Here is a 25,764-nt window from a genome sequence, read left to right as displayed (position 1 = left end):
TTGATGCACAGGAGAGTGCAGGTGAAGAAAAAGTTATTTCTGGCCGCGTTAGCGGCAGCCATGATACTGCCAGTGTCTGTCCCCGTGTACAGTGAAAACTATCGGTGGAAAACGATTACCAATGTAAGGTTAGTCCCTTTTGGTACGGGTGGTGTTGAGTGGATTATCACCACAGGCGATATTACTGTTAATTCAGGCAGCGTTAGTCTGGATTCTACAGTGAATTTTTTTGGAAATCATGAGGGTTTAATGATTGCAAATGCACTGACCTCCCAAGGCTATTTTTGGGGAACAGCGGATGTTGCCTCAAGTTATCCTCAACCGGCTCTCAGTGGAACCTGGCGGGAGGTACTCAACGCTAGCGTCGGCAGAGTTCGAAACCAAATTTCCATACGAAATTATGGTGTCGACGGAGGTTCTTCCACCGTCTGTTTCGGATATACGGATTTTGATCGCGAACTTGGTATCGTTGATTTTTCAAAAATTATTTATCCACCAGGTGCCGGTGCAGGAATAAATTGCGTTTCTGTACCACCATTGAACGAGTGGTGTGCCATGACCGTGCCCCGGGTGACGCTGAGCTTTGGTACGCTGATGCTCGATCAGGCTGTGGGGAAAACGGCGGATACCACGGTAGGAGTGTCCTGTACCTCTTCCTCGGTTAGTTATGTGCTGAAGCTACAAACGGGCAATACTTATATCCCGCTTAGCAACGGCATGCGTGCAAATCTGGGTCTCGGGACGACCAACTCGGCTCCAGGTAATACCACCTATTCCGGCTCCCAGTCCTCTCTGCGGTTAAGAGGAACGCTGGCGGGCACCCCGACTTCCGCAGGAGCCTTCAACGGAAACGGAGTGATGATGGTAGTTTATAACTAAGTCGGCCTTACGTTCCGGTGAGATTGAGTCGGATGCTCTACACCCGCTCAATCCTCGCCGGTAGCCCCTGGCGCACCGCAGCGCCGCTGACCCAGTCCAGCCAGGTGTTGCTGACCTCGCGCGTCGGATCGGCAAATCCCAGATCGTTAAGGTTAATCCCGGATTTTATCTGCGCTGCAAACGGCAGCGCTTCGCCGTCAAGCGTGTGCTGCGCCGCGCCCATTTCCCGATGCCCGTAGCCGTGCTCAATGGCGATAACCCCGGGCATCACGCCGTTTAACAGACTGATCTCGACTTCGACCTGGCCACCGGGCGTTGAAATACGCGCTCTGTCACCGTGCGCCAGCCCGTAACGGCTGCCGTCCTGCGGATTCAGCGCCACCAGGTTGGTCGGCTTGAGATGATGCAAGCGCGGGATCACCGTCGAGGCGCTGGCCATGGTGTTGGATTTAAACGAGATCAGCTTTAGCGGCCACTGCTGCGCTGGAAATAGTTCATCTACCGAACGTCCGTCCGACAATCTGGCCGGGTACCATGCCGGGCAGCCGCTGTAGCGCTCGCCGGTAATGGCGTGGCGATGCGCTGCCACCTGCGCATTCCAGATTTGCAGCGGTTTTTCCCATTGGTTGCCGACGCAACCATCAGTCCGCCCGCTTTTGTCGGGGGCAAAGCGTCCGCCGCGTGAATAGATAAAGGCCACGCGGCTGACTTCGTCTGCTTTCAACGTCTGGCTGATTACGGGCAGGATGCGCTGCACGCCGCTGAGCGTAAGATCCTCCGTGACGGCTTCGCCAACCGGCGCTTTACCCATAAACGCAATATTGGCAGCTATGCGCAGATAATAGTCTTCAGCCCGGTTTAGCGGGTAGCGGTTGCCCTGAGCATCGGTGATGGCGTTTTCGCCAAACCCCGGTAGATTCAGGCGCTTTGCCACCGCGATGCAAAATGACTCCATCGCCACCGGCTCACCGTCAGCGGTTCTGGCGGTGGCGGAAGGGACTATCGGCCAGCGAGCGGTGGTGGCTTTACTGGCGACCCCGGCCCACGGGGCGCTGAACCCCCAGCTTTCGAAATTGTGAGTGTCCGGAACGATATAATCGGCCAGCGCGGTGGTCTCATTCATGAAAGCATCGATGGCGATAAACAGCGGCAAGCGTTGCGGATCTTTCAGTTTTTCTTCCGCCACCGCGCGGAGTCCCGGAACGCCGTACAGCGGGTTGGTCATATTGGAGATCCACGCCTTCAGCGGATAAGGGTAACCCTCCAGCGCGGAGGTGAGCAGCTCGGTCAACTGCCCGGCAACGAACGGATACCACGGCGCTTTGGCCGGGAAGGGCGAAACGCCCGCCGCCACCTTGTTACGGTACTCTTCGGAAGATTCATACGCCGTTTTACTGCGCGCAATACTCAGCCCTTTGGGCTTCACTTTGCCGGGAAAGCTCTCCATGTTGTAACGCGGCCCGTCTGTCGCGCCGTTAAACTTGCCGCCGCCGACGAACACGCCGCCTTGCAGACTGAGATTGCCGATCAGCGCGTTAAGCATCATCACCGCCCAGGCGTTATAAAAACCGTTCCCGGCCATCATCCCGCCGTGGGTGATCACGGCGGCCCGGCGTCCGTGAGCGGTGAACGCCTGCGCCAGTGCGACTATTTTCTTCTCCGGAACGCCGCACTGCTGGCTGTACTGCGCGAGGGTAAGCTTTTCAGCCGACTCTTTCAGCAGCTGAAAGCTGCTTTTGACCGTGACCGTTTGTCCACTGACGAGCGTAAGCTGGCGGGTAACAAAGAGTGCAGCGCGGGGGCAGTCGCTGGCGGCGACAAGTTCACCGCTATCACTGACCACCACCGATTCGCTGGCAGCGTTCGCGTTCAGGTGGGCAAGGGTTAAATGCTGCCCGGTAAGCTCCGGCAGTTCATCGGTAATCACCAGATGGGTGGCGTTGCTCCAGCTTTTCTCCCCAGCCTGCTGCATTGCCTGCGCGCCGGGTATCGCCAGATAGTCGGCGTTGTAACGCTGGTTTTCGATAATCCAGCGAATCATCGCCATCGCCAGCGCCGAATCGCTCCCGGGGATCACCGGCAGCCAGCGTCCGCGATCGTCAGCCATCACCGTGGTAAGCGGCAGTGCCGGTGCGACAACGACATACTGAAAATCATCACGCAAGCGGGCACTGGCGAGCTGTCTGGCCTGACGCTTAAACGGGTTACCGGATTGCGCGGGCGAGGTGCCCATGAACAGGGCGAACGCCACGTGATCCCAGTCGGGCTTCACGTGCGGGTTTTTATCCAGATCGCCCATTAACGCCCCGGAACCTGCGCGATAGGCCAGTCCGCAGTACGAACCGTGGGCACCGAAGTTTTTGCTGCCGAAACTGTTCAGCGCGAAGCGGCGCAGAAAGGTATCGCGCCCGTCGTCGCTGGTATTGGTGACCAGCAGCTGGTTGGATTTCGGACCAAACCCCGGATGCTTAGGGTCGATGGGTGTCGTCGGGGAATAAATCGCCCGCAGGCCGTCAACGTGCCCCTCGCCAAACAGATCGCCGCCTTCCACCACCTCTTTTACCAGCTGTTCAAAACTGATGCGCTGCCATTTCCCTTCACCGCGCTTACCGACGCGCTTCATCGGTTCAAGAATACGCAGCGGGCTGTACAGCCCTTCCAGCAGCGTCGCCCCGCGGGCACAGGCGGTGGAGCGGCCATCCAGGCCATTTTCACCCGCCAACTGTTCCATCGCGGTTGAAAAAGGCACTGCCGAGTCGATGTGATGTTCATGGGAAAGCGGATGATAGGGATTGCCCGCAATGCGCAGCACTTTGCCTTTCTCGCTATCCACTCTCACCCTTACGCCGCACTGCGTCCAGCAGCCAAAACATTGGGTCATCGAAATGACCTGTTGTGGATTTTGCCGCCAGCCCGTATTGGCATTAGCCTCCGGGATCAGGGCGTTGCCGAAGAGCCGGTCGCGAGTGATTTTACCGGAAGTGCCGTTGAGCAGGCCGTCGATGGCGCGCTTTGCCACATCACGATAGCTCAGGGCGAAGGTGGCCATTCCGCCTGCGGCGAGGCCGACTTTAAGCCACTGACGACGGGTTAAATTAGCCATGTTGCATTCTCCTTGCGAGTCCGTTCACGGTTTCACTAACGATAATAAGCAGCGCTATCCACAGGCCAAACGTCCCGAGGATAGCCAGCCAGCCATCGGTCCCGGCGGGCAGAGTGTAAGGGTTGAACTGGGCGTTAAATTTCGGCAGGGTCTGTACCTGAATCAGCAGCGTCCAGCGCATTAACCAGCACAGCGCCATGGCGCTAAGGACCAGCACACTGCGCAGCGGCAACCCCAACGGGCGGCGCAACGCCAGAGTGCAAAAGAGCAGCGAAATCAGCCAGAAGGCCAGCCAGCCGAGTGCGTAATGACGGGATGAAGGCGAGATCGCCAGCCATTGCCGTATCGCGGTGCCGGACAGGGTATCGCCGCTGACCCACATCGCCACCACAGCGGTCAGCAGAATCAACGCCGAGAGCTGCCACCGCGCCAGGCGTCGCTGAAGGGGGAAATCATCGCGCGTTGACACAATTAGCAGGGCGAAAAAGGTTTGCAGTGCACTAAAGAACATCGCCAGTGGAAAGGCGTAGCTGAACCAGACCGGGCGCGCCTGAACAACTGAAACTTCACGTCCGGTGTAGACCAGCAGGCCAACCGCCGTAAGGGCACTGGCAAGAGCAACCCATTTGGTGACGCCGTAACTTTTATTGAAGAGCTGTTTGACCCACTGCGCCACAAACCACAAGCCTAAAAACAACGTGAACAGCGGCAGGAACAGCGCGCCCCAGGGCATCCAGGACCAGGGCGTGGGATAGGCGTAGAAATGCCAGAAGCGAGCGGTCTGATGCAGATCCGCCGTCAGCGCCAGCGGAGCGGTAATGGCGCAGGTCAGGGCGATCAGCAGCGTCAGGTTTTCCAGCTTCGGGTTCTGATTTTTACGCCAGTGGAGCGCGCAGCCAAAGAGCGCGGCGCAGGCGGCAATGCCGATAAAAAAGAAATATTGCACCGCCCACGGTAACCAGCTCACCTCCTGCGGACGCGCCAGCACCTCTTCGATGATCAATGCGTGTGTCATTCAGACCTCCTGCCAGAGTGCGGGTTGGGCATGGCCCATCAGAGGCGTCACAAACGCCTCATCCAGCCCGAGATAGAAAACGTGGGGCAAGGTGCCGTTTTCCGGCTTCAGTACCTTGATGGCGTCATGGTGCAAGGCGAGCATCTGCGAGATGCGGCTCTGACGATCGTTGATATCACCGATGACGCGCGCACCGCCAACGCAGGACTCCACGCAGGCGGGAAGCAGCCCGGCTTCCAGGCGGTGAACGCAGAAAGTGCATTTATCGGCGGTCTGCGTTTCATGATTGATAAAACGCGCATCGTAGGGACAAGCCTGCACGCAGTAGGCGCAGCCCACGCAGCGGGTGTTGTCCACCACCACAATGCCGTCTTCACGTTGAAAAGTGGCCTGTACCGGGCAGACCGGCACGCAGGGCGGATTGTCACAATGGTTACACAGTCGCGGGAGCAGAACGTTGGTCACCTCATCATCAAGCTGCACCTGATACTGATTGACGTGAGTGCGAAACTCCCCCTGCGGCGTCTGATTTTCTATCGCACAGCTGACGGTGCAGGCCTGGCAACCGATACAGCGGCGCAGATCGACCAGCATCGCGTAGCGGTGGCGAGGGGAACCTTCACGGCGCGCAGGCGAAAAGGGGAATTTCGCCTGCGCCAGCGGAACCAGAGACGCGCCGGCGCTGAGAACGCCCAGCTGCGCCAGAAACTGTCGTTTACTGCTGTCCATATTTTCTCCCTCGCGCGGCAACAACTAAACATTTGTCACGTCGTTGATTTGCATGTGATGAATAAAGAATGTTGATGATTTACAGTGTAAAAATCGCGGCGGGGGCAGCTCTATTGTGGTTAACCACATACCCGGCGGGTTGTTGATCTAAAACAACATAATGAACAGGGATAATCGGGTGAGAGCAAAAAAACGGCGACGTCTGGCGCTGCTGGCATCGGCATTACTGCTGAATGCTCAGGCATGGGCGGACTCATGGAATATCGGCGTTCTGGCGATGCGGGGCGAGGTTTTTACCCGCAGCCACTGGCAGCCGCTGGAAGCCGCACTTAATCAACAGTTACCGGATCAGCAGTTTCATATTCAGCCGCTGGATCTACAGCAGATGCAGGAAGCGGTGAATAAGGGTTCCGTGCAGTTTGTGGTGACCAACCCGGCGCAGTTTGTGCAGTTGAATAGCCACTCTCCGCTACGCTGGCTGGCGTCTTTACGCTCATCGCCCGGAACGGGCAACGTGATAGGCAGCGTGATTTTAACGCGTCGCAATAGCGGTATTTCGTCAGCAAGCGACCTGATCGGCAAGACGGTAGGGGCTATCGATCCCCAGGCTTTCGGCGGTTATTTGCTGGGAATGAAGGCGCTGAGCGACGCCGGACTGAGGCCGGAGCGCGACCTCCATCTGCGTTTTACTGGCTTTCCCGCCGATGCGCTGATCTATCTGCTGCGTGAACAGGTGGTGCAGGCGGCGATTGTGCCGGTCTGCCTGCTGGAAAAAATGGCCGACGAAGGGCTGGTGAATAAAGCCGATTTTGTGGCGGTTATTCGCCGTCCTGCGGTCATTCCTTGCCTGACCAGCACACCGCTGTATCCCGACTGGTCGTTTGCCGCGCTGCCCGAAGTCAGCGATGCGCTGGCCGATCGGGTGACCCGCGCATTGTTTAATGCGCCAGAGGATGCCGCCTTTCACTGGGGCGCGTCGGCCTCGACCAGCCAGGTAGAGGCGCTGTTGCGCGAAGTCCGGCAGCACCCCCAGCAGCGGCGGCTGTGGCTGGATGTCAAAAGCTGGCTGATCCAGCACCGGTTCATCATGGGGGGGACCGCGCTGGCCCTGTTGCTGCTGACGCTAAACTATATCTGGGTGATGCTGCTGGTGCGACGGCGCGGCAGGCAGTTGGAACGCAACGCCGTGCAGTTACGCGAGCAGGAGCAGGCCCTGGAAACGGCAAGGCAGATGAGCGTCCTGGGTGAGATGACCTCGGGCTTCGCCCACGAACTGAATCAACCGCTGTCAGCCATCCGCCATTATGCGCAGGGGTGTACGATCCGTTTGCAGAAACAGGATCGGCAGCATCCGTTGCTGCCCGCGCTGGAGCATATTGATCAGCAGGCCCAGCGCGGGGCGGATACGTTACGTAATCTGCGTCACTGGGTCAGTCAGGCGCAAGGGGAGCCCATGCAAGCGGATGAGTGGGAACAGATTAGCGTTCGCCAGGCGATTGACCATGTCTGGCAGTGGCTGCGTGTGCCGCAGCAATTTCCCCAACTGCTGCTGAACAGCGATGTTGATCGTTCGGTGACGCTCGTATTGCCGCCGGTACTGCTGGAGCAGGTGCTGGCGAATCTGATCCTCAACGCGGCGCAGGCGGGGGCGAAAATGCTGTGGATCAGCGCCGTCCGGAAACCCGGAGTCGTCAGTATCACCTTGCAGGACAACGGCGGCGGTATAGATGATGCGCAGCTGAGTCAGATGTTTCAGCCCTTTAAAACCCGTCGAAAAGAGGGGATGGGGCTGGGATTAGTGATTTGTCAGCGTCTGGTGCGCTTCGCCCGGGGGGAGATCAACATCATCAACCGCGCCGCACCTGACGGGCACAACGGCGTCGCCGTCATGCTGAATTTTTCGCAACAAGAGGATAAGAGCAGCCATGGCGATAATTCATCTCCTGGATGATGATCTGGCGGTCACCAGCGCATGCGCATTTTTGCTGGAAAGTCTGGGTTATGAAGCATTGTGCTGGGCGGAGGGGGGAATATTTCTGGCACAGGCCGACCTCTATCAGACCGGCGTGGTGCTGTTGGATATGCGGATGCCAGTGCTTGACGGTCAGGGCGTTCATGAGGCGCTACGTCAGCGTGGCAGTACGCTGGCGGTGGTATTTCTGACCGGACATGGCGACGTGCCGATGGCGGTAGAGCAGATGAAGCGCGGGGCGGTGGATTTTTTGCAAAAACCGGTTTCTGCCCAGCCGCTGCAAACCGCGCTGGATCGTGCGCTGGTGGTCTCCGGCGAGGCGTTTTCACGGCATCAAATCCTGACCAGCTATCAGCAACTGACGCCTAAAGAGCGTGAACTGGCTCTGCTGGTGGTGAAGGGACTGATGAATCGGGAGATTGCGGAGATGATGAACATTGCCGTACGCACGGTAGAGGTGCATCGGGCAAGAGTGATGGAGAAGATGCAGGCGGGGAGTCTGGCGGAATTAGTCCGGATATTACAGCAGGTTATGTAGTTAATCCTCTGCATGATCTTGTAGCTATTTCAGCGTACGTGTAAACCGCTGCCGCTTCGATTACAACACAAAATTTGGTAGGGAGTATGGAGTACCATGCAATTGCAAATGATATTCATATTCATTATTGTTTGCATTCCGTAAACTACTGTAAAGAAAAATTACATGTCTACAGCATCTGTAAAGAAAGCCACGCTCTGCGCGCTGGCTATTTCATTATCTCTTCATGCTTTTTGCGCGTCGGCAAAGGATTTCAGCGAGAAGGATTTCCGCTCACAACCATTGGGTTATGGGGTTTATGAGCTGGCCTATGATAACGGTCAGAAGACGATCTTTGCCGCCTCGGCACCCTCCTTTGAGAAAGATAAAACGGCCGGCGTGGTGTTTCGCCTGGCCGCCGACTCTCTGCAGATTAATGAGAAGATAGCCACCGAGCGCCGTACCTTTGCGCTCTCTCTGGATGAAGAAAACCATATCCTGTATTTGGGTAACGCCCTGGACGGTTCAGTCACGCTTCTGGATACGCTGACCAACAAAGTGATTAAAACTATTCAGCTCAGCGATGATTCAGATCCTGATAAAAAGGCCCACGTTCGTGAAGTCGTGCTCGATAAGCAGAATCAGCGCCTGTACGTTTCCGGGATTGGACGTAAAGACAAAGGCCTGCTTTGGGTCGTCGATACGCGTAAACAACAGTTGCTGGAAACAATCGGCAAAATCGAGCCGGTGGGTTTTGCTGTGGATGCTACGGGTGAGAAGGTTTATGTGGTCACCGGTAATGGGGAGCTGGTTACCCTTGATGGCAAAACATCAAAACTGCTTTCCCGTGTGAAGGTTGATCCGGCTGAAACTGAGCATTATTTCCTCAATATTGCCCTGAACAACGCTGCGGGAGTCGGGTACATCGCTGATACCAATACCCGCGATGTGCTGGTGGTGCAACTGGACTCCGGCAAGCTGGTTCAGCGTATTGCCACGCCTAACTCGATTGCGGTGCTGTATAACGCCGCGCGCGATGAGATCTACGTTACCCATCGCAACGATCGCTCGATTAGCGTGATTGACGCGAAAACCAACGGTGTCAAACACACTATCAAAACGGCGGCCATGCCCAACAGCCTGGTGCTTTCTGCGGATGGCAGAACGCTTTATGCCAGCGTCAAACAGGACGAAAAAACCGACCAGGCTGACTACGTTCTCAAGATTGATCTAACTAAATTTTAAGGACTTTTTTGTGACGATTAAGACACGCATGGACGTGGCGATTGCGCTCGCCTTCGCCAATCTGCCAGCGGCCGTTTACGCAGCAGACAGCACGCCCGTCAACGAAGAGCAGATGGTGGTGACCGCCACCGGATTCAGCCAGGAGAGACGCGAGGCACCCGCGACGATCTCGGTACTCGATGAGAAAGCGCTGAATACCCGTTCGAATCAGAACGTGACGGAAGCCATCCGCGAAATGCCGGGTGTGCTGGTGGGCAACGGTCACGGCAGCCTGGCAACCGGCGATGTGCAGATGCGCGGTATGGATTCGTCGTATACCTCGTTCATGGTCAACGGCATCAAGCAGTCTACCCGCGAATCCCGGCCTTACGGACACCATATCGGGACTGAGGCGGCCTTTATGCCGCCGCTGGCCGCCATCGAACGGGTTGAGGTGATTCGCGGGCCGATGTCCTCGCTGTATGGTTCGGACTCCATCGGCGGTGTGGTTAACGTCATCACCAAAAAGGCTTACAACCTCGATAAATGGACGGGAGTGCTGGAGGATAATTACTTCCTGCAGGAGAAAAGCGAATACGGCAATACCAACCAGACCAACGCTTTCTTTATGGGGCCGGTGATCCCGGGCAAGCTCGGGGTGAGCCTGGGGGCGGATTACCTTGACCGCCGCGATGATGATAGCCCGACCAAAGAACGTTTTGTTAAACATCAGGCAGGGAATCTGGATGCAACGATTTCGATGTCGCCCACCGATACTCAGCTTTGGGATCTGAACGCTTCCAAAGGCAATCAGGAGAAAACCCACAACGATAAGCAGTGGTACTGGGGCTTTGACCGCGATGCGGCCTCGCTTTCACAGCACGCCTGGTACGGCGATGACCTCGTAGAAGTGAAGAACTTTATCAGCTACGAGAAAGCCCGCACGGAGTATCGCGTGCCCGGCATGGATTCGCAGTTTATTAAGCAGAATAACTTCGAAGCCAATAGTGCGAACACCTTTACGCTGGCCGATCACAAGTTAACGCTGGGCGTGAACTTTACGCGCAACGAACTGAACGACACCTTCGGCATAGAAGATAAACAGGCACCTGGCGTGACCCCGGTCAGCAAGATCACCCGCCACGGTTGGGCGGTATTTGCGGAAGATGCGTGGATGATGGTGCCGGACTTCACGCTGACAACCTCAGCGCGTCTGGATCATGACAGCTACTTTGGCTACCATGTGACGCCGAAGCTGTACGGTAACTGGACCATTGATGAAGCCTGGGCGCTGAAAGGGGGCGTTTCCGCGGGTTATAAGAAGCCGGACCTGCGTCAGAATAATGCCGGTTTTACCAGCGTCTATGGTGCTTATCCCTATTCTGAAATCGGTATTGGTAATGATGACCTGAAGCCGGAACAGAGTATCAACACCGAACTGGGCGTGTACTGGCAGAAAGATGCGCTGGCGCTGGATGCCACCATCTTCCATACCAAATTCAAGGACAAAATCAGCGATCACACCATCTGTACTTCCTCTGCTACCCAGCAGTGTCAATACAATGGCTATACCGCTGACACCGTGTCGCAATACATCAACGTGGGTGATGCGGAGATTTATGGTCTGGAGCTGAACGGCGACTGGCAGGCTACCGCTGCACTGAAAGCCAACGTGAACTACACCTATACGCACAGTGAGCAGAAAAGCGGTGACTATAAGGGTTACGCGCTGAGCGATTTCCCAAGCAGCATGGCCAACGTTTCACTGACCTGGAATACGACGAACGATCTGGAACTGTGGACCAAGGCAAGCTGGCGCAGCAATTCACCGGATATCGGCAAATCCAGTTCAACAGAGGCCTATGCGCTGGTTGATTTAGGTGCGCGTTATCACCTGAATAAGCACGTTACGCTGATGAGCGGTATCTACAATCTGTTTAATGTGAACCCGATTTACACCACGTCATATCGGCAAACGTCGATGCTGGAAGGGCGGCGTTATAATTTCGGCGGCCGCGTCGAATTCTAAAAATGATGCAGGGGCCTGATGGCCCCTGGATAAATGCCTGCGGTATCGCAGGGAAGGAAGCGTATTTAGGATGCTGTAATCAGGATATCAACGGACGTCCTTTGTTAATTTTTATGAGCTGATACTTGATACTCCAGCTCTTTTCCCGCCTTTTATGATTTACGCTCTCGATAGAGCCATCGAAATTAACGCCTTCCTCAAAATCATGTCGTGATTGCTGTTACCTGCATGAAGTGAAACTGGCATAGCCAAACGTCATACAAGTTGATGTGGAGTCAATCAGACTCCATAAGCCCGAAGGTGTTTGAAACTAAAAACCCCGCCTGGGGCCAGGTACATGTTACTTGGGTAAGATTATCTATCGTAAGTTCACTGAAAGCAGGTTCATTTCTCTGTTTTTAATTAAAAGATAAAAATATTCCATTGTTTACTGCAGTGAGAATCGGTGAATTATTTAATATTCATTAAAATTCAATTAGATACTTTGCTTTTTGAAAATCAAAAAAATGACGTAATAGAAAAAAATTCTCTTCAGCTCAAATAATAGCCATAAAAAGACAAAGTATTTCTCCATGTAACTAGATATGTTTAGGGAAAAGATACTCATCCGTTAATCTTGCTTATTAATACCTGACAAAAAAGGCAATGGCAGCGATGAAATTTAGTTTACCCCATTTTTACAAACGAAATTACTCTGCATCAGGATGTGCTGAATGTGTGGCATTGGCTTATGCCGGGGTTGTTGTTAAAGAATCAGGTGTTGAACAAGATACTGAGCATACACGTATCGACCAAAGATACTATCGATAGGAAAAATAGCCTGTGACGGTATGCAACTAACCTACAAAATGATGTTAAAAATAATGCTGGAGCACTGAAATGGTAATGACAAATATTGCTCGTGTACAAAAAAACATTGACGATCTGAAAGAGATTTCTGAGCCATGTAATGGCGGAGTGACCCGTATCGGTTTTACGCCAAAGTATCGTGAAGGTGTTGAATATATAAAATGTCAGATGCGTGAGGCAGGTCTGGAGATTATCGAAGACGATGTTGGGAATATCTATGGTCGGCTGGTAGGCAAAAATCCGCAACTGCCAGCCATTCTCAGCGGTTCTCACCTGGATACGGTACGCAATGCAGGGGCATTTGATGGAATTGCCGGAGTTGTTGCAGCCCTGGAAGTTGCCAGAATGCTCAAAGAAAATGGGATCCAGTTAAATCATACTTTTGAAGTTGTTGGATTTATTGAGGAAGAAGGTACCCGGTTTGGTATCGTTCTATTGGGTAGCCGTTTTATTTCTGGTGAATTTACCGAGAAAGATCGCGACAGAATCAGTAGTGAAAATGGAGATACACTACGAGATGTACTTCAAACTTATTCTTCTGATTATCAGGTAGTGCCAACACGAAGGCATCCCGAAACAATTAAGGCTTTTGTAGAACTTCATGATGAACAGGGTCCGTTGCTAGAAAATACTCAAAGCGATATTGGTATTGTGGATAATATTGTGTCTATCGGGCAGATGGTGATCCATGTGCATGGTTTCGCCGGCCACGCAGGAACTGTTCCAATGACGATGCGCCAGGATGCAGGTGTCGCAGGAAATTTGTTTGCAACACAAATCACAAAATATGTTGTTGATAATTATCCGAAAATAGCAACGATAACAATCGGTAAATTTACCCTGGAACCGGGATCGGCTAACTGTATTCCTTGTGAATGTCGCTTTACTCTTGATATTCGTTCCGGAACATCAACTATTGTGCAAGATATTATACGCTATATACATAGAGAGGGGGTTAAAATTGCCAAGCGTTGTTCTGTAGAAATTGATACGGATGAAATCTCGTTTAAACAACCTGTGGAGATGGATAGTACGCTGAAAGATATTATTAAAAACATCTGTAAAGAACGAAATCTGACCTGGCAACATATGAGTAGCGGTGCGGGTCATGATGCTATGATTATGGCAGGGATTAGTCGCTCCGCCATGATATTTGTTCCCTGTGAAAAAGGAATTACACATCATCCTGCAGAGCGTGTTTTTTGGGATGACATGGAAAACGGAGTCAATGTACTCTTTAATACCATACTTAAAATCGACAGTCTCTAATATTACCTACAACTCACTGGAAGATAATCATGAACTCTAAAAAAAATGTCAGTAATAAAATTTCCGATGACCTCAAGCCTGTATCAATGTATCAAATGTTTGCCCGTATGTTTTCCCATTTAGCTAAGGAAGTTGTAGATGAATTTGGTGAAAAAGGAGCGGAAGCAATTAAGCGCGGTGTGTGGAATTTTGGTGTTGAGCGCGGTGAGGATATTGCTAAACGCGCTTTTGCTCGCGGAAAAAATAACGATAGTGACAATTACCTGGTCAGCTATGATATGGATCGCAGTGATGAATTTGAAAGTATCGACAGTTATCATGAAGGTTACGTGGAGCAGATATTTACCCGTTGCGTATTTGCCAGTGAGTTCCAGAAAACAGGTATGGAAGCTTATGGCATTCTCTATTGCGAAATGATCGACCCTGCAATTGCTTATGGTTACAATCCCGATCTTAAATGCATTCATAACAAACATTTCTTCACAGATAATACATGCACATTCTGTTTTAAAATGGAAGGATGTAAAGGTGCTGAGGGATGAAAGAATATAATGAAATTGCTAATAGTTTTATTTTATGGATGGCGGCAGCACCGGCGCTATGTTTTGTATTTATCCAGGCATGGCTGTTTTTTCGAAAAAGCGTAAAAACGGCAGCTGACATTGGCATTCCAGATAAAGCGGTTCGCAGTGCAATTCGTGGGGCATCCATTGCATCCATCGGCCCTTGTTTTATGATGCTCTCCGGTATCCTGACTTTGATGCTTTACGTTGGCGCACCTATGGCCTGGATGCGTGTTGACTTTATTGGTTCAGTTGCTGATGCGTTGATGGAGGCTGCATTTACCGCGGATGGTATGGGTATCAAATTGGGGCAGGATACATTAACTGTTGACTATCTTTGTGCTGCTGCAATAGTAATGACCACCTGCGGGCTACCATTTTTACTGTTTGTCTCTTTCTTTGCCCACCGTATGGATAATGTTAACCAATTTATGTCAGGAGGAAATACGCATCTGATACCCATTATTGGAAGCGGTGCAATGATTGGAAGTTTTGGTGCCCTGACAATGAATTTCGCTTATCCATTAGGGGCCAACACTATTGCAGTTATTGCTTCAGCACTCTCGATGGCAGTAATTATTCTGTATAATCGTAAAGCGAACATACAGTGGCTAAAGGAGTGGGGGTTGACAATTTGCATGCTTGTTGGAATGTGCGTAGCCGTGCTGAGTAAATAAAGGAATTCAAAAATGGAACGAACAAAAGAAGCAATTTTCACTAAAGATTACATGCCATATATTATAAATAGAGGGAAGTGGTGTACTCGGTTAGTATTATTGGCGGCTTATTTACCTGTATTAGTGCTTTTGTTTTATTTCGACGCTCACCCGACGACTGATAGTATTTTTACTGGGATGGTGTCAATGCTTTCAATTTTATTGCCATGGTATATTGTTGATCCGATCTCTCTACAGTCAATATTTGGCACCCCGGGTATGTATTTATCCTATATGGCAGGCAATACTAAAGAAGTCCGCGTTCCTGCTTCAACACAAGCGCTTAGTGCTTCTGGCTATCAATTGGGAACAAAGGAAGGGACGATTATTTCCGCTATTGGTATTGCAGTCTCAACATTTATTAGTCTGGGGTTAATGACGTTTCTGGCGGTTGCTGGGCAGGTGATTATTGATTTGTTGCCCCATACTATACTAGATGCATTACAGTTTCTCCTGCCATCACTATTCGGCGCACTGTTTATGGAACGTTTGCTTAATAGCTCAATAAAATTGTCACTGAGCGCGCTGCCTGTGATCTTCATTGTTAAAGTATTTGCAGTATTGGGTATATTTACCACATTGCCCTTTGGCGGAGGTTATGCATCGATTATTATTTGCGTCATCACTTGCATGTTATTAGCGAAGATCACCTTTAGCCCAGAAAGCAAGGGGAAAAACATCTGAAGAAGTTTTCCTCATAATAGTGGAGTTCATATTTTCCCGGTAGAAAAAGCATTGTTTATTTATACATAGATGCTTTCTAACTTCGAGTACTGATGACCATCAGGCCTTTCTCGGCTCGGAGTTTTTCTACCGGGGCAGTTCCCTCTCACATGACCGTAATAAAAGCAGCCATTCCGCTGGTGTTTGATCAGCCGCCATCAGGTATATCCCGATTGTTCAGTTAACATTTTCAGCAACCCAGATATCGTCCTCACCTCCATAAAAATCACACAAAAAGTTTGACTCACCTCCATATACAAACAAAAAGTAAGAAATCAGTGTGCTACTGATCACTTTTTACCCAGAGCAATCTTGATGGTTATCAGTCGATGCAGGTATACATTACAAAAAGTTTGATTGCCTAACATAAAATCAGGTCGATATGAAAAACATACAAGAGAACTTGGATTTCTTTATTCCGATGATGGAAGGGATAGCCAACCAGTTTGGTGAGAACTGCGAGGTGGTCTTACACGACCATTCTCTGGGGCTGGAGAGCAGTATCGTCGGGATCATTAATGGTCATGTCACTGGTCGAAAAGTAGGGGACCCCAGCAGTAACCTGGGCCTGGAGGTCCTTCGGGGCACTGACGTAAACGGCGACAGGCATAATTATGTCACCCGTACCCGCGATGGTAAGACGCTGCGATCAACCTCTGTTTACATTCGCGATGACAATAAGCAGGTCATTGGCGCACTGTGTATCAATCTGGACATCAGCGATATTTTACTGGCTGAGAAAATACTCAATAAGATGGCCGGTCGTGGTGATTCCACGCCGGCAAAAAAAGCGGACGTCAAGGAGGTCTTCGTCAAGGATGTCAATGAGCTGCTGGATTACCTTATTGCTGAATGTATGGCGCTTATTGATGTCCCGGTCAGCAATATGTCTAAACAGGATAAGCTTAACGCCATTAAATTTTTCGATGAGAAGGGCGTTTTCCTCATCAAAAAATCAGGAGAGAAAATCTGCGAGTTTCTGAATATTTCAAAATATACCCTTTATGCCTATCTGGGAGAGGTTCGAGGGGAGAACCCATCTATTGACGGTTAGCCGTCAGGAGGAAAAATGTTAACAACACCTTATGTTGCACTGGATATGGATATCATGGAGAAGAATATTATCGCTATGACGTCCGGACTGGCGCGGAATAATATTCAGCACTGGCCGCATATCAAAACCCATAAATCCGTGCGGCTGGCTAAGCTTGAGCAAGAGCTTGGAGCGAGTGGGATTACCTGTGCCAAACTATCAGAAGCGGAAGTGATGGCCGCTGGCGGGATTACCTCTATTCTGCTGGCTTATCCGCTGATTGGCGAGGATAAATGCCAGCGCTATGCTGAGCTTGCGCGTAAAGTCACTCTTCGTACTATTGTCGATAGCCTGCCTGGCGCTGAGGGATTATCGCGCGCAGCGGTGAGAAATAGCCTGACGTTTGACATCGATATCGCCATTGATTTCGGCGCACACCGGGAGGGGATTCAACCAGAACAACTGCTGGATTTCGCCCGCGCGGTGGCAGAGCTTCCAGGTTTAAGGGTAAAAGGTGTATTCACCTATGCCGGTACAATTTATCAATATCGCAATGAACCCGATATTCGTCGGGCAGCGCGTGAAGAAGCCATGCTGTTAATCCAAAGCAGGGATATCCTTAACGCACATGGTTTTGCTATTGACGTCTTATCCGGCGGCTCGACGCTATCCTCATTTTATGCCGATGAGCTGAATGGAATTACAGAGTCACGAGCCGGGAATTTTATTTTCGGTGATATGAATGCCATTAATGGTGGAATTTATACCCCTGAACACTGCGCCCTGACAATTTGTTCAACGATAGTCAGCATTCCACTACCTGGCTATGCCACACTGGATGCTGGTACCAAATCGCTGACCTCAGATCTCTCTGCAACAGCAGGGTCTTACGGGTTGATTCAGGAGCATCCGGATGTCGCTCTGGTGAAACTCAATGAAGAACATGGTTATTTGCGCTATGACCCGGAAAAAGTTTCGCTGACCATTGGCGAGCAGGTGCATATTATTCCCAACCACTGCTGCGTGGTCGCCAACCTGGTCGATGAAATATATGCATTCCGCAACGGAAAATTAAGCGAAACGATTGCTATAGACGCTCGCGGAAAAAGCTATTAATTAACTAAGAGTATTATCATGACTAATATTGAACTCACTGCTGGCGAACGGCAGGAACTCACTACGCTCCTTTGCCGGCTGATAAAGTTTCCTTCGGAAAATCCTCCGGGAAATGAAAAAGCGGTCGCACTATTTATCGCTGAGGTATTACGTGCTGAAGGAATTGACGTCGATATACAGGAAGTTGCGGCGGACCGACCGAACGTCATCGCTCGTCTCAAAGGCCAACAACCCGGCAAGCGGCTGATCCTTAACGGTCATTCAGACGTGGTGCCATGCGGAGAAGGGTGGTCGGTAGACCCGTTTGCTGCGGTCATTGATGGTGATCGTATTATTGGCCGTGGTGCGGCAGATATGAAATCCGGCGTGGCGGCCATGATGTTTGCTGCAATCCTGATTAAACGCCGCCAGTATGCCTTCAATGGTGAAATTGTCCTGCTGTTTAACGTTGATGAAGAGCGGATTAACCTGGGTATGGAGCACTTTGTTGCCCAGGGAGTGAAAGCAGATTATGCCATTATTGGCGAACCCACCTCGCTGGAGATTTGCGTGGCCCACAAGGGGGTGAGTCGTACCCGTTTAACCACTCACGGTACCGCCGGGCATGCAGCGAAAACCCGCAACCCGGATAGCGCCATCGACAAAATGGCGGGACTCCTTCCTGAATTACTTGAGGAATGCCGTCGGGTGAAGCTTAAGCATCATGAGCTGCTGGGCAATGCCTCTATGCTGGTGACCACCATTAACGGCGGCAGTGCGCCGAATATCGTGCCGCAATCATGCAGCATTGAAATCGATCGCCGCGTATTGCCGGGAGAAAGACGTAATGAGATCAATGACAGCTTGCAAAGGGCTCTCCATGGCATCGGTCTCAATCAGCAACAGGATTATTCGTTGGAGAACTACCTGTTCATTCCGGCATCGGCGATTGAAGAGTCTCACCCGTTGGTAGAAGCCGCCTGTCAGGTCGTAGACTCGGTAACCGGTGCAGCGAGAAAAACGATTTTTGATGCGACGTGTGAAGCGCCATTTTTCTCGGTCGGGTGTCAGATCCCGACGATTATTATGGGGCCAGGAGATTTAGCCCAGGCTCACGTCAAAGATGAATATGTAAAAATTGAGGAACTTCACCAGGCAGCACAAATATATACGTCGCTGGCATTATATTTGCTTAAATAAATCATCAGGGAACCACAATGAATATTGAAGCTCGTATTGTCGAACTGGGTATTACACTTAGTGAACCTACAGCACCTAAATTCTCTTATGTTCCGATTAAACAGACGGGAAATTTACTCTACTCTTCGGGAAACGACTGCCGGGTTAATGGCGAGTTAATTTATCAGGGAGCCCTTGGGAGAGATTTATCGATTGAACAAGGGCAGGCGGCGGCTCGTCAGTGTATTATCAATATTCTGTCGTCGCTGAAAGGATATCTGGGCGACCTCGACCGGGTCTCTGGTTGTATCAAAATGCTGGGTTTTGTACAAAGCGTCGAAGGTTTTAAAGAGCAGCCGCTAGTCATGAACAGTGCTTCCGATTTACTTATTGCGATATTTGGCGAATCGGGCAAACATGCTCGCTCAGCAATCGGCACCAATACATTACCTTTTGATACGCCTGTTGAAATTGAACTTATTTTTGAAATAAAAGATTAAACATAATTAGCATTTAGCATTAGCAAACCTCCGGGAATATATCCGGGTCTCTGTGACGTCACGATTCTGCTCTCAGCAGAATTGTGCCGTGGTTAACCTTACAAAAGGATAATATATGTCCAGTCAAGCAAGCCCTCGCCTGAAGCGTTTGCAAATTATGGCATTATTGTTTTTGCTCGTGGCGGGTATTATTAATTTCCTCGACAGAACCTCACTTTCTATTGCCAATACCACCATTCGTGAAGAGATGGGGCTGACGGCAACGGAAATGGGATTGCTGCTGTCGGTATTCTCATTCGGTTACGCCCTGTGCCAGCTGCCAATTGGCATGGTGATGGAACGCTACGGAATCAAAAAAGTCTACGGTTTCGGCATCTTCCTGTGGTCTGCGGCCCAGACCGCACTGGGGTTTGTCGGCTCTTTCAGCCAGATGATTGTCGCTCGTGTCGTACTGGGTATCGGGGAATCTCCGCACCTGCCAACTGGCGTGAAGGTGGTGAATGACTGGTATAACATCCGTCAGCGCGGCGTGCCGATGGGGATTGTTAATATGTCATCCACTCTGGCGCAAGCGCTGGCGCCACCGCTGCTTATAGCGATGATGCTGGCTTTCGGTTGGCGCATGATGTTCATCATTATTGGAGTGAGCGGTATTATCCTTTCCGTTCTCTGGTTTGTGTTCTATCGCAATCGGGAAGATGCCGGACTGTCGGCGGAGGATATTGCACATCTGGAAGAAGAGACGCCACCATCCAGTAAGGAGAAGGTGACCCTGAAGGACTGGGCCGGGCTGTTTAAGCAGAAATCCATGTGGGGCATGATTATTGGGTTTAATGGCGTCGGCTACATGGTTTGGTTGTTTCTGACCTGGCTCCCTTCTTATCTGGAAATGTCACGCGGCCTGAGTCTGGAAAAAACGGGTTGGGTAGCGGCAATTCCCTTTCTGTTTGGTGCCGCCGGGATGCTGGTTAATGGCGCAGTCGCCGACTGGGTGATGAAACGTGGCGCGGATAAAATGAAAAGCCGCAAGTGGATGATCTGCCTCGGTCTTCTTTGCGCAGCAGGCTTTACGCTTCCGGCAGCATATACTGACAGCACCTTTATGGCCGTAGCCTGTATCAGTATGGCGCTATTCTCAATTCACTTTGCCGGGACATCGGCATGGGGATTGATTCTGGTATCGGTACCGTCGCGTCTGATAACGTCGGTCAGCGGTATCCAGAATTTCGGCGGCTTTATCGGCGGCTCTTTTGCACCGATTATTACCGGCATGATTCTGGACAACACCGGTTCGTTTACCCTGGCACTGGTCGCATCTTCCGTCATTGCTTTTATGGCATCACTGGTTTATTTCTTTATGGTGAATAAACCGATTGTTGACCCTGCCGCACTGTAATTGCTGCGAGTAACAAGCAAAGAGAAGCCTCCATGCTGGCGCTGGAGGCTTACTTATACCTATATTTTCAATCAGCGCGTGATGGACTTATTCTAAATAATTTTCCTGCATTGTTTTAAAGTCAGCATCGCTAAAACCCAACTCAGTTTTAATATAATCATTAACGCTGCCGGACATCGCCTTCATGGCATTCAGCGCTTCAACAATAAACGCTTCGCGGGTATCGATCAGCGTAAGTAAATAATCGAGTACATCCTGGTTATCGGTAATCTGTCGATAGGCGGCCATTTTCACGTTGTTGCGCTCCAGACGGTTAGCGCCGGTGAGCATATAGTCGGCAATAATGTCCTGCTCAGAAACGCCCAGCATGGAGAGAATCAGCAGGGCGCCATAGCCGGTGCGATCCTTGCCGCCGCGACAGTGCTGAATATTCGGCGTATTACTGGGGTCAAGCAGCACATTAACCATTGCCTTAAAAGCATTTTTTGATTTCTCACTGACCACGAAATTCCGATACTGCTCAATAACCTGGCCTCCCTGACCATTGATTAACTCAGCAGGAATATCGCTTATCACGCTTTCTATCAGGGCACGATCCTCATTGCTCGGCTCAGCGGCAAACTGGGCAGCTAACTCAGCGGTTTGCGCCGTAGCATCCAGGTGAAAAGTTTGACGTTCACCGATAGAACAATTGGGGCTCTTAGCGATTTCATCGGCACTGCGATAATCGATAATAGTTTTAACGTGCAAGCCTTCCAGATAGGTCCGGGCCTGAGGATGCAGATTGTGCAAATGGTTGGAGCGGTAGAACATGCCCCATTTAACCCTTTTCCCCTCCGCGCCGATATAGCCGCCCATGTCCCTGAAGTTATTGATGCCGGATACCGGTAGGGTTCTTTCGGCAAACAGCCAGGATTTTCCCGCATGCTCAAGAATAAAATAGATACGTTGCTCTGCCTGCAAAGGGTCATCCAAATACACTGCGTCAACAGCACAGTCGGTAATAAGCTGGCGCTCCGTTGCGTTGACATTATTTTCCCGCGTCCAGTAAAGCGCGGCGTTGTCCAGCGATGGTGAGAAGCGAATTTCAAGCTGCGTCAGATTTTTGCGAATAACTGAAAACTGCAATATTTCATTCATGCTTAATCCCTTTAATTTAAGATTCCCAATGTCGAGCAGATCACCCCAATAACCATCATGCCGACGATAAGAGCGACGGTATGTTTACCTTTAAACTTTTTGACCAGGAAAAAGATACCCAGAGAAAATAGCAGGGTGAGCAGATTGGGAATAACTTTATCGAACATCTCTTGCACTTTGATCGACTGTTCACCTACGGCGATCACCAGCGGCGTTGATACTTTCACCGTGGTGGCAATTAGCGACCCCAATACCATGACGCCGACCACGTTGGCAACGTTGGAAATACGCTGAATAATATTTGAGTTTTTCGACTGTTCGATTAAATCGACACCTTTATTGTAACCGTAGTGGATAAAGAAATATTTTGTGCCGACGTTGACGATGTTAAACAGAAGAAACATCAGAATAGGGCCGATAATATTTCCCTGGAGCGCAAACGCCGCACCGATACTGCCGCAGATCGGCAACCAGGTAAATTTCAGCAAGCTGTCGCCCAAACCAGCAAGCGGCCCCATAAGTCCGGCTTTTACCGAAACAACGGCTTCTTTTTCTTCTTCAGTGGTTTTTTCTTCAAGCGCGGCGGTGACGCCCATGATCAGCGCACCGGTATTCACCTGCGAGTTGTAAAACTCCAGATGGCGCTTCATGGCTTTAATGCGCGTGGCCTGGTCGGCATCAGCATAAAGCCGCTCGAGAACCGGGATCATGCAGTGGGCAAAGCCAATAGTTTGTAACTTCTCATAGTTGTAGGAGAAGGACATTGACTGGATATTCCAGAAAATACGGTTAAGGTCCTGCTTTGTCAGCTTTTTGTCCGAGGTTGAAGTGTCAACCACACGATAAGAGGCGATGTCGCTCATAGGTCATATCCTTCTTCAGTCTCGGTATCGGACTGTTTCTCTTTTTCCGCTGGTGAATTCGCAGCGTTGTTACCATTGCTGTAGGCCATGTCATAAAGCACGGCAAAAGCCAGGGCGATAAAGGTGATTGGAATGATCGGTAGCTTCAGGTAGGTAGTGAGCATGAAGCCGAGCAGGAAGAAGAACCACATCCGGCCTTTTAACAGCATTAAAAGCAGGATACATACGCCGATTGCCGGGATCATTTTGGCCGCAACGCCCATACCTGTCAGAATACTTTCCGGAATAGCGGCCAGAATCCGACCCACCAGGTCACCGCCAAAATAGACCGCCAGGAAGCAAGGGACAGCGCGAATTAAGAACCACAGTGGGGTGGAGAAATAGTGGATCTTAATCAGTTTGCCATAGTCACCATCCTGGATGGCTTTCTCCGCCCAGACGTTCAGGAAACTGGCGAAAGAACGCCAGATAATGAGAAGTTGCTGGCAGAGTATGGAAACCGGAACGGCGAGGGCGATGCCCGCAGCAATGCCGCCTTTAGAGGAAATACCCAGCGCGACGCCGATGATTGCTCCGGCAATAATATCAGGAGCGGAATAAGCGCCGACGTTGCCGATCCCCATCCACATCAGTTCCAGCGTGGCGCCGATTGCCAGTCCCTGAACCACGTCGCCCATAATGATACCGGCCACGGTTCCCGTGAGTAGAGGGCGTCGCAGCATCTGCGGCCCGACGTCGTCCAGTGAGCAGATACCTGCCCAGATGGCGACCAGAATAGCTTCAATTAACATAGCGTTATCCCTGGTTATTTAAAGTCGTCGTTCACGCTGGTGTTAAATTAACGTCCGTAGGTCCACTACCGGATCTTTTGGTACCATCTGTATTTCCACGGGAATATTTCTGGCGATAATGGATTTAAATGCCTGCTCTTCTTCTGGCGTCACGGAGACGGCGCGGGAGAGCGTTCTTCGGCCTTCCTGCATTCTCATTCCCCCGACGTTAAGTTTGTCGATTTTTATTCCGTTTTCCACCAATGTATTGACGTCAATACTGTTAGTAAAAAGCAGCATTGTGCGTCTTTTTATTTCCGTCTTTTGCAAGATTTCAATAAATTTCTGTACGCCGAATACTTGTACTTTTAATTCCGGCGGTGCCGACATCGTTAAAACAGACTGCTGAATTTTATCGGCGGCAACTTTGTCGTTGATGATCAGCACTTGTTCAATATCATGGTTCTTGACCCAAGTGGTAATAACCTGTCCATGAATAAGGCGGTCGTCAATTCTTGCAAGATTAATAGGCATAATAATTTCTCCTACAGGTCGGTTGATTGTGTGCATTCTGCCTGTAACGTTTTCCCGACGTTAAAACAACTCCCCGGAAAAACTTCTTCGATAATTTCCCCAATCTCCTCAAGCGGCAAATCGCGGTTGCTGAGGACTTCCAGCAGCGTCGGAATATTGAACCCACAAAACAGTAAGATATCGTCGTAGGTGAGAAATAGCTCACTGGCTAAGTTGCAGGGTGAGCCACCCATCATGTCAACGAGAATAACGACACCGTTTCCCTTATTGATCGCCTGGTAGGTTTCCAGCAGGGTGGCGCGAACGTCGTTGATGTTGCTCTCAGGTTGCAGCGATACCACAGCAACATTGTGCTGTTCGCCAATGAGCATCTCCGCACAAGAGAGTGCCCCCTGGGCAAAGGGGCCGTGACTGACCAGAATGACAGGAACCTCAGTTTGCATGTTTTCTCCCGATCTGATTTATAAGTTACATTATTACTAAATTTCTTTTCCATGTTAGTAATACTATTACTTTCAGATGCGCGAATACACAGGGCAAAAGCCCATTTATTCATTCTGCGAGGGTGATCACTCTTCAGGTATTCATCGCCGTATTGCGTTTACGACATCGCAACATGGCGAGGGAAAGGAGCTATAGCGCGGTATCTATCAGGATTTGTGATTCTGGTTGTAGAAACGCTGGGCACGGTTTTGGGCTTGTTTCAGCAGCCGATCATCGTATTGCTGAACAAAGAGATTCGTGACCAGCATATTAATAACCGAGAGCTGCGACATTTTCGAACGGATGGGGATCAGTCGCGACACGCTCTCACTGGTGATGGTATGCAGAAGAATCGTGGCGAGACCCGAGATGCGACTTTGCCCCATTTTGGTGATGGCGATTGACGGGACGCCCAGCTGTTGCGCCATGGTAAGCAACTTAACCCCTTCCAGATTTTCACCAGAGTGGGAGATGATAATCACCAGGTCATGTTCATCGAGCGTGTTTACGATGCTGTACTGGATGCTGTAATCAGGATGACAACTGACGTCCTTTTTTATTTTGATCAGCTGATATTCCAGTTCTCTTCCTACCAGTCCGCTGCTGCCGGCACCATAAATAACGATCTTATTACTTTTCCGGATGAGCTTAATCGCCTGGTCGAGCTGCTCGACGTTAACGATAGCGTGGGTCTCGTCAATAGATGACTTTTCAATCAGCTGAATTTTATGGTTTACGCTCTCGATAGAATCATCAAGATTGATGTCTTCCTGCAAAATCTTTTCGTGATTGTGGCTACCTGAAGAGGTAATCAGGTCAATTTTGAGATCGCTGAAGCCCTGATAACCGAGTTTATGACAAAGACGCAGTATGGTTGTCGTGCTCACATCGTTAGCCTTTGCCAGAGACTGAATGCTCATGCTCTTCAGCAGCGGTTTATTCGCCAGAATATAGTCAGCGACCAGGCGCTCTTTGGTGGACAGGCTATCGTTAATTTCTCTTAGCTTTAAATCAAGCATCTGACCACCTTTACTGGAGTAGAATTTTCGTTGCCGAACATCATACAAGTTGATGTTGAGCCAATCAATTACCGCCTGAATTAACGTAAGGTGAGGGTGTTGTCCAGGCAACCACGGTGCAGGTAATATTGCTATCATCAGGCAGATTTGAATATTCGTGACTA

23 protein-coding genes are annotated in these 25,764 nt (G+C 50.6%); 14 read left to right on the top strand and 9 right to left on the bottom strand.

From position 1 onward, the window contains the following. Positions 1-21 precede the first annotated feature (21 nt). The gene (locus ACMYSL_RS14680; RefSeq protein ID WP_434663824.1) at positions 22-879 is read left to right on the top strand and encodes a hypothetical protein; all 858 of its coding nucleotides are present in this window, start codon (positions 22-24) and stop codon (positions 877-879) included. A gap of 37 nt (positions 880-916) precedes the next feature. Here the strand turns inward: ACMYSL_RS14680 and ttrA are convergent, their stop codons facing one another. The 3 genes from ttrA to ttrB are packed head-to-tail and all read right to left on the bottom strand — an operon-like array spanning position 917 to position 5,726. After that, the gene (ttrA, locus tag ACMYSL_RS14675) at positions 917-3,982 is read right to left on the bottom strand and encodes a tetrathionate reductase subunit TtrA (protein ID WP_434663823.1); all 3,066 of its coding nucleotides are present in this window, start codon (positions 3,980-3,982) and stop codon (positions 917-919) included. Then, complete coding sequence (ttrC, locus tag ACMYSL_RS14670; protein ID WP_434663821.1) at positions 3,975-4,997, bottom strand: tetrathionate reductase subunit TtrC; 1,023 nt, start codon at positions 4,995-4,997, stop codon at positions 3,975-3,977. Before ttrC ends, ttrA begins: the two co-directional genes overlap by 8 nt. Then, positions 4,998-5,726 (bottom strand): tetrathionate reductase subunit TtrB, encoded by a 729-nt coding sequence (gene ttrB, locus ACMYSL_RS14665; RefSeq protein ID WP_434663819.1) that lies wholly within the window; start codon positions 5,724-5,726, stop codon positions 4,998-5,000. It lies immediately after the preceding gene. Between the two features lie 178 nt (positions 5,727-5,904). Between ttrB and ttrS the strand changes: the two genes are divergently transcribed. The 13 genes from ttrS to ACMYSL_RS14600 all read left to right on the top strand — a co-directional run bounded on the left by ttrS (position 5,905) and on the right by ACMYSL_RS14600 (position 20,791). Then, positions 5,905-7,677 carry a tetrathionate respiration histidine kinase TtrS gene (ttrS, locus tag ACMYSL_RS14660; RefSeq protein ID WP_434663817.1) on the top strand — a complete coding sequence of 591 codons (1,773 nt, stop codon included), beginning with the start codon at positions 5,905-5,907 and terminating at the stop codon, positions 7,675-7,677. Beyond that, entirely contained in the window at positions 7,652-8,236 is a 585-nt protein-coding gene (gene ttrR, locus ACMYSL_RS14655) for a tetrathionate respiration response regulator TtrR (RefSeq protein ID WP_434663815.1), read from the top strand. Before ttrS ends, ttrR begins: the two co-directional genes overlap by 26 nt. Positions 8,237-8,401: 165 nt before the next feature. Further along, entirely contained in the window at positions 8,402-9,460 is a 1,059-nt protein-coding gene (locus ACMYSL_RS14650) for a YncE family protein (RefSeq protein ID WP_434663813.1), read from the top strand. A gap of 28 nt (positions 9,461-9,488) precedes the next feature. After that, a complete protein-coding gene (locus tag ACMYSL_RS14645; RefSeq protein ID WP_434664091.1) occupies positions 9,489-11,468 on the top strand; it encodes a TonB-dependent receptor domain-containing protein in 1,980 nt (659 codons plus the stop codon). An 879-nt stretch (positions 11,469-12,347) separates the two neighbouring features. Beyond that, positions 12,348-13,586, top strand: a complete 1,239-nt coding sequence (locus tag ACMYSL_RS14640; RefSeq protein ID WP_434663811.1) for a M20 family metallo-hydrolase — start codon at positions 12,348-12,350, stop codon at positions 13,584-13,586. Positions 13,587-13,615: 29 nt separating this feature from the next. Then, positions 13,616-14,128: an L-2-amino-thiazoline-4-carboxylic acid hydrolase gene (locus ACMYSL_RS14635; protein ID WP_434663809.1), complete on the top strand. Its 513-nt coding sequence runs from the start codon at positions 13,616-13,618 to the stop codon at positions 14,126-14,128. Then, positions 14,125-14,826, top strand: a complete 702-nt coding sequence (locus tag ACMYSL_RS14630) for a DUF5058 family protein (protein WP_304259132.1) — start codon at positions 14,125-14,127, stop codon at positions 14,824-14,826. The genes ACMYSL_RS14635 and ACMYSL_RS14630 overlap by 4 nt, the downstream gene beginning before the upstream one ends. Before the next feature lie 12 nt (positions 14,827-14,838). Next, positions 14,839-15,549: a hypothetical protein gene (locus ACMYSL_RS14625; protein ID WP_434663807.1), complete on the top strand. Its 711-nt coding sequence runs from the start codon at positions 14,839-14,841 to the stop codon at positions 15,547-15,549. A 421-nt stretch (positions 15,550-15,970) separates the two neighbouring features. After that, positions 15,971-16,642 carry a helix-turn-helix transcriptional regulator gene (locus ACMYSL_RS14620; protein WP_434663804.1) on the top strand — a complete coding sequence of 224 codons (672 nt, stop codon included), beginning with the start codon at positions 15,971-15,973 and terminating at the stop codon, positions 16,640-16,642. A gap of 15 nt (positions 16,643-16,657) precedes the next feature. Beyond that, positions 16,658-17,737: an alanine racemase gene (locus tag ACMYSL_RS14615; RefSeq protein ID WP_434663802.1), complete on the top strand. Its 1,080-nt coding sequence runs from the start codon at positions 16,658-16,660 to the stop codon at positions 17,735-17,737. A gap of 18 nt (positions 17,738-17,755) precedes the next feature. Next, a complete protein-coding gene (locus ACMYSL_RS14610; protein WP_434663800.1) occupies positions 17,756-18,916 on the top strand; it encodes a M20 family metallopeptidase in 1,161 nt (386 codons plus the stop codon). 17 nt (positions 18,917-18,933) lie between these two features. Then, on the top strand, positions 18,934-19,395 hold the full coding sequence (locus ACMYSL_RS14605; RefSeq protein WP_182238673.1) for a RidA family protein: 462 nt from the start codon (positions 18,934-18,936) through the stop codon (positions 19,393-19,395). A gap of 115 nt (positions 19,396-19,510) precedes the next feature. Next, positions 19,511-20,791, top strand: coding sequence for an MFS transporter (locus ACMYSL_RS14600; protein WP_182238675.1), 1,281 nt, complete (start codon positions 19,511-19,513; stop codon positions 20,789-20,791). Positions 20,792-20,878: 87 nt separating this feature from the next. Here ACMYSL_RS14600 and ACMYSL_RS14595 read toward each other — a convergent pair whose 3' ends face one another. From ACMYSL_RS14595 to ACMYSL_RS14570, 6 genes are all read right to left on the bottom strand, one after another. After that, positions 20,879-21,931, bottom strand: coding sequence for a tyrosine-protein phosphatase (locus ACMYSL_RS14595; RefSeq protein ID WP_434663796.1), 1,053 nt, complete (start codon positions 21,929-21,931; stop codon positions 20,879-20,881). Between the two features lie 11 nt (positions 21,932-21,942). Further along, entirely contained in the window at positions 21,943-22,794 is an 852-nt protein-coding gene (locus ACMYSL_RS14590) for a PTS system mannose/fructose/sorbose family transporter subunit IID (protein WP_434663793.1), read from the bottom strand. After that, positions 22,791-23,585 carry a PTS mannose/fructose/sorbose/N-acetylgalactosamine transporter subunit IIC gene (locus ACMYSL_RS14585; RefSeq protein WP_434663790.1) on the bottom strand — a complete coding sequence of 265 codons (795 nt, stop codon included), beginning with the start codon at positions 23,583-23,585 and terminating at the stop codon, positions 22,791-22,793. Before ACMYSL_RS14585 ends, ACMYSL_RS14590 begins: the two co-directional genes overlap by 4 nt. A gap of 42 nt (positions 23,586-23,627) precedes the next feature. Continuing rightward, positions 23,628-24,098, bottom strand: coding sequence for a PTS system mannose/fructose/N-acetylgalactosamine-transporter subunit IIB (locus ACMYSL_RS14580; RefSeq protein WP_182238683.1), 471 nt, complete (start codon positions 24,096-24,098; stop codon positions 23,628-23,630). 11 nt (positions 24,099-24,109) lie between these two features. Continuing rightward, positions 24,110-24,541 carry a PTS sugar transporter subunit IIA gene (locus tag ACMYSL_RS14575; RefSeq protein WP_434663788.1) on the bottom strand — a complete coding sequence of 144 codons (432 nt, stop codon included), beginning with the start codon at positions 24,539-24,541 and terminating at the stop codon, positions 24,110-24,112. 207 nt (positions 24,542-24,748) lie between these two features. Then, complete coding sequence (locus ACMYSL_RS14570; RefSeq protein ID WP_112214918.1) at positions 24,749-25,600, bottom strand: MurR/RpiR family transcriptional regulator; 852 nt, start codon at positions 25,598-25,600, stop codon at positions 24,749-24,751. Positions 25,601-25,764: the final 164 nt, after the last annotated feature.

It is taken from the genome of Klebsiella sp. MISC125, from assembly GCF_051131775.1.
GTDB lineage: Bacteria > Pseudomonadota > Gammaproteobacteria > Enterobacterales > Enterobacteriaceae > Klebsiella.
Note: the sequence above shows the minus strand (reverse complement) of the source record. Positions and strands in the feature narration are given on the sequence as shown.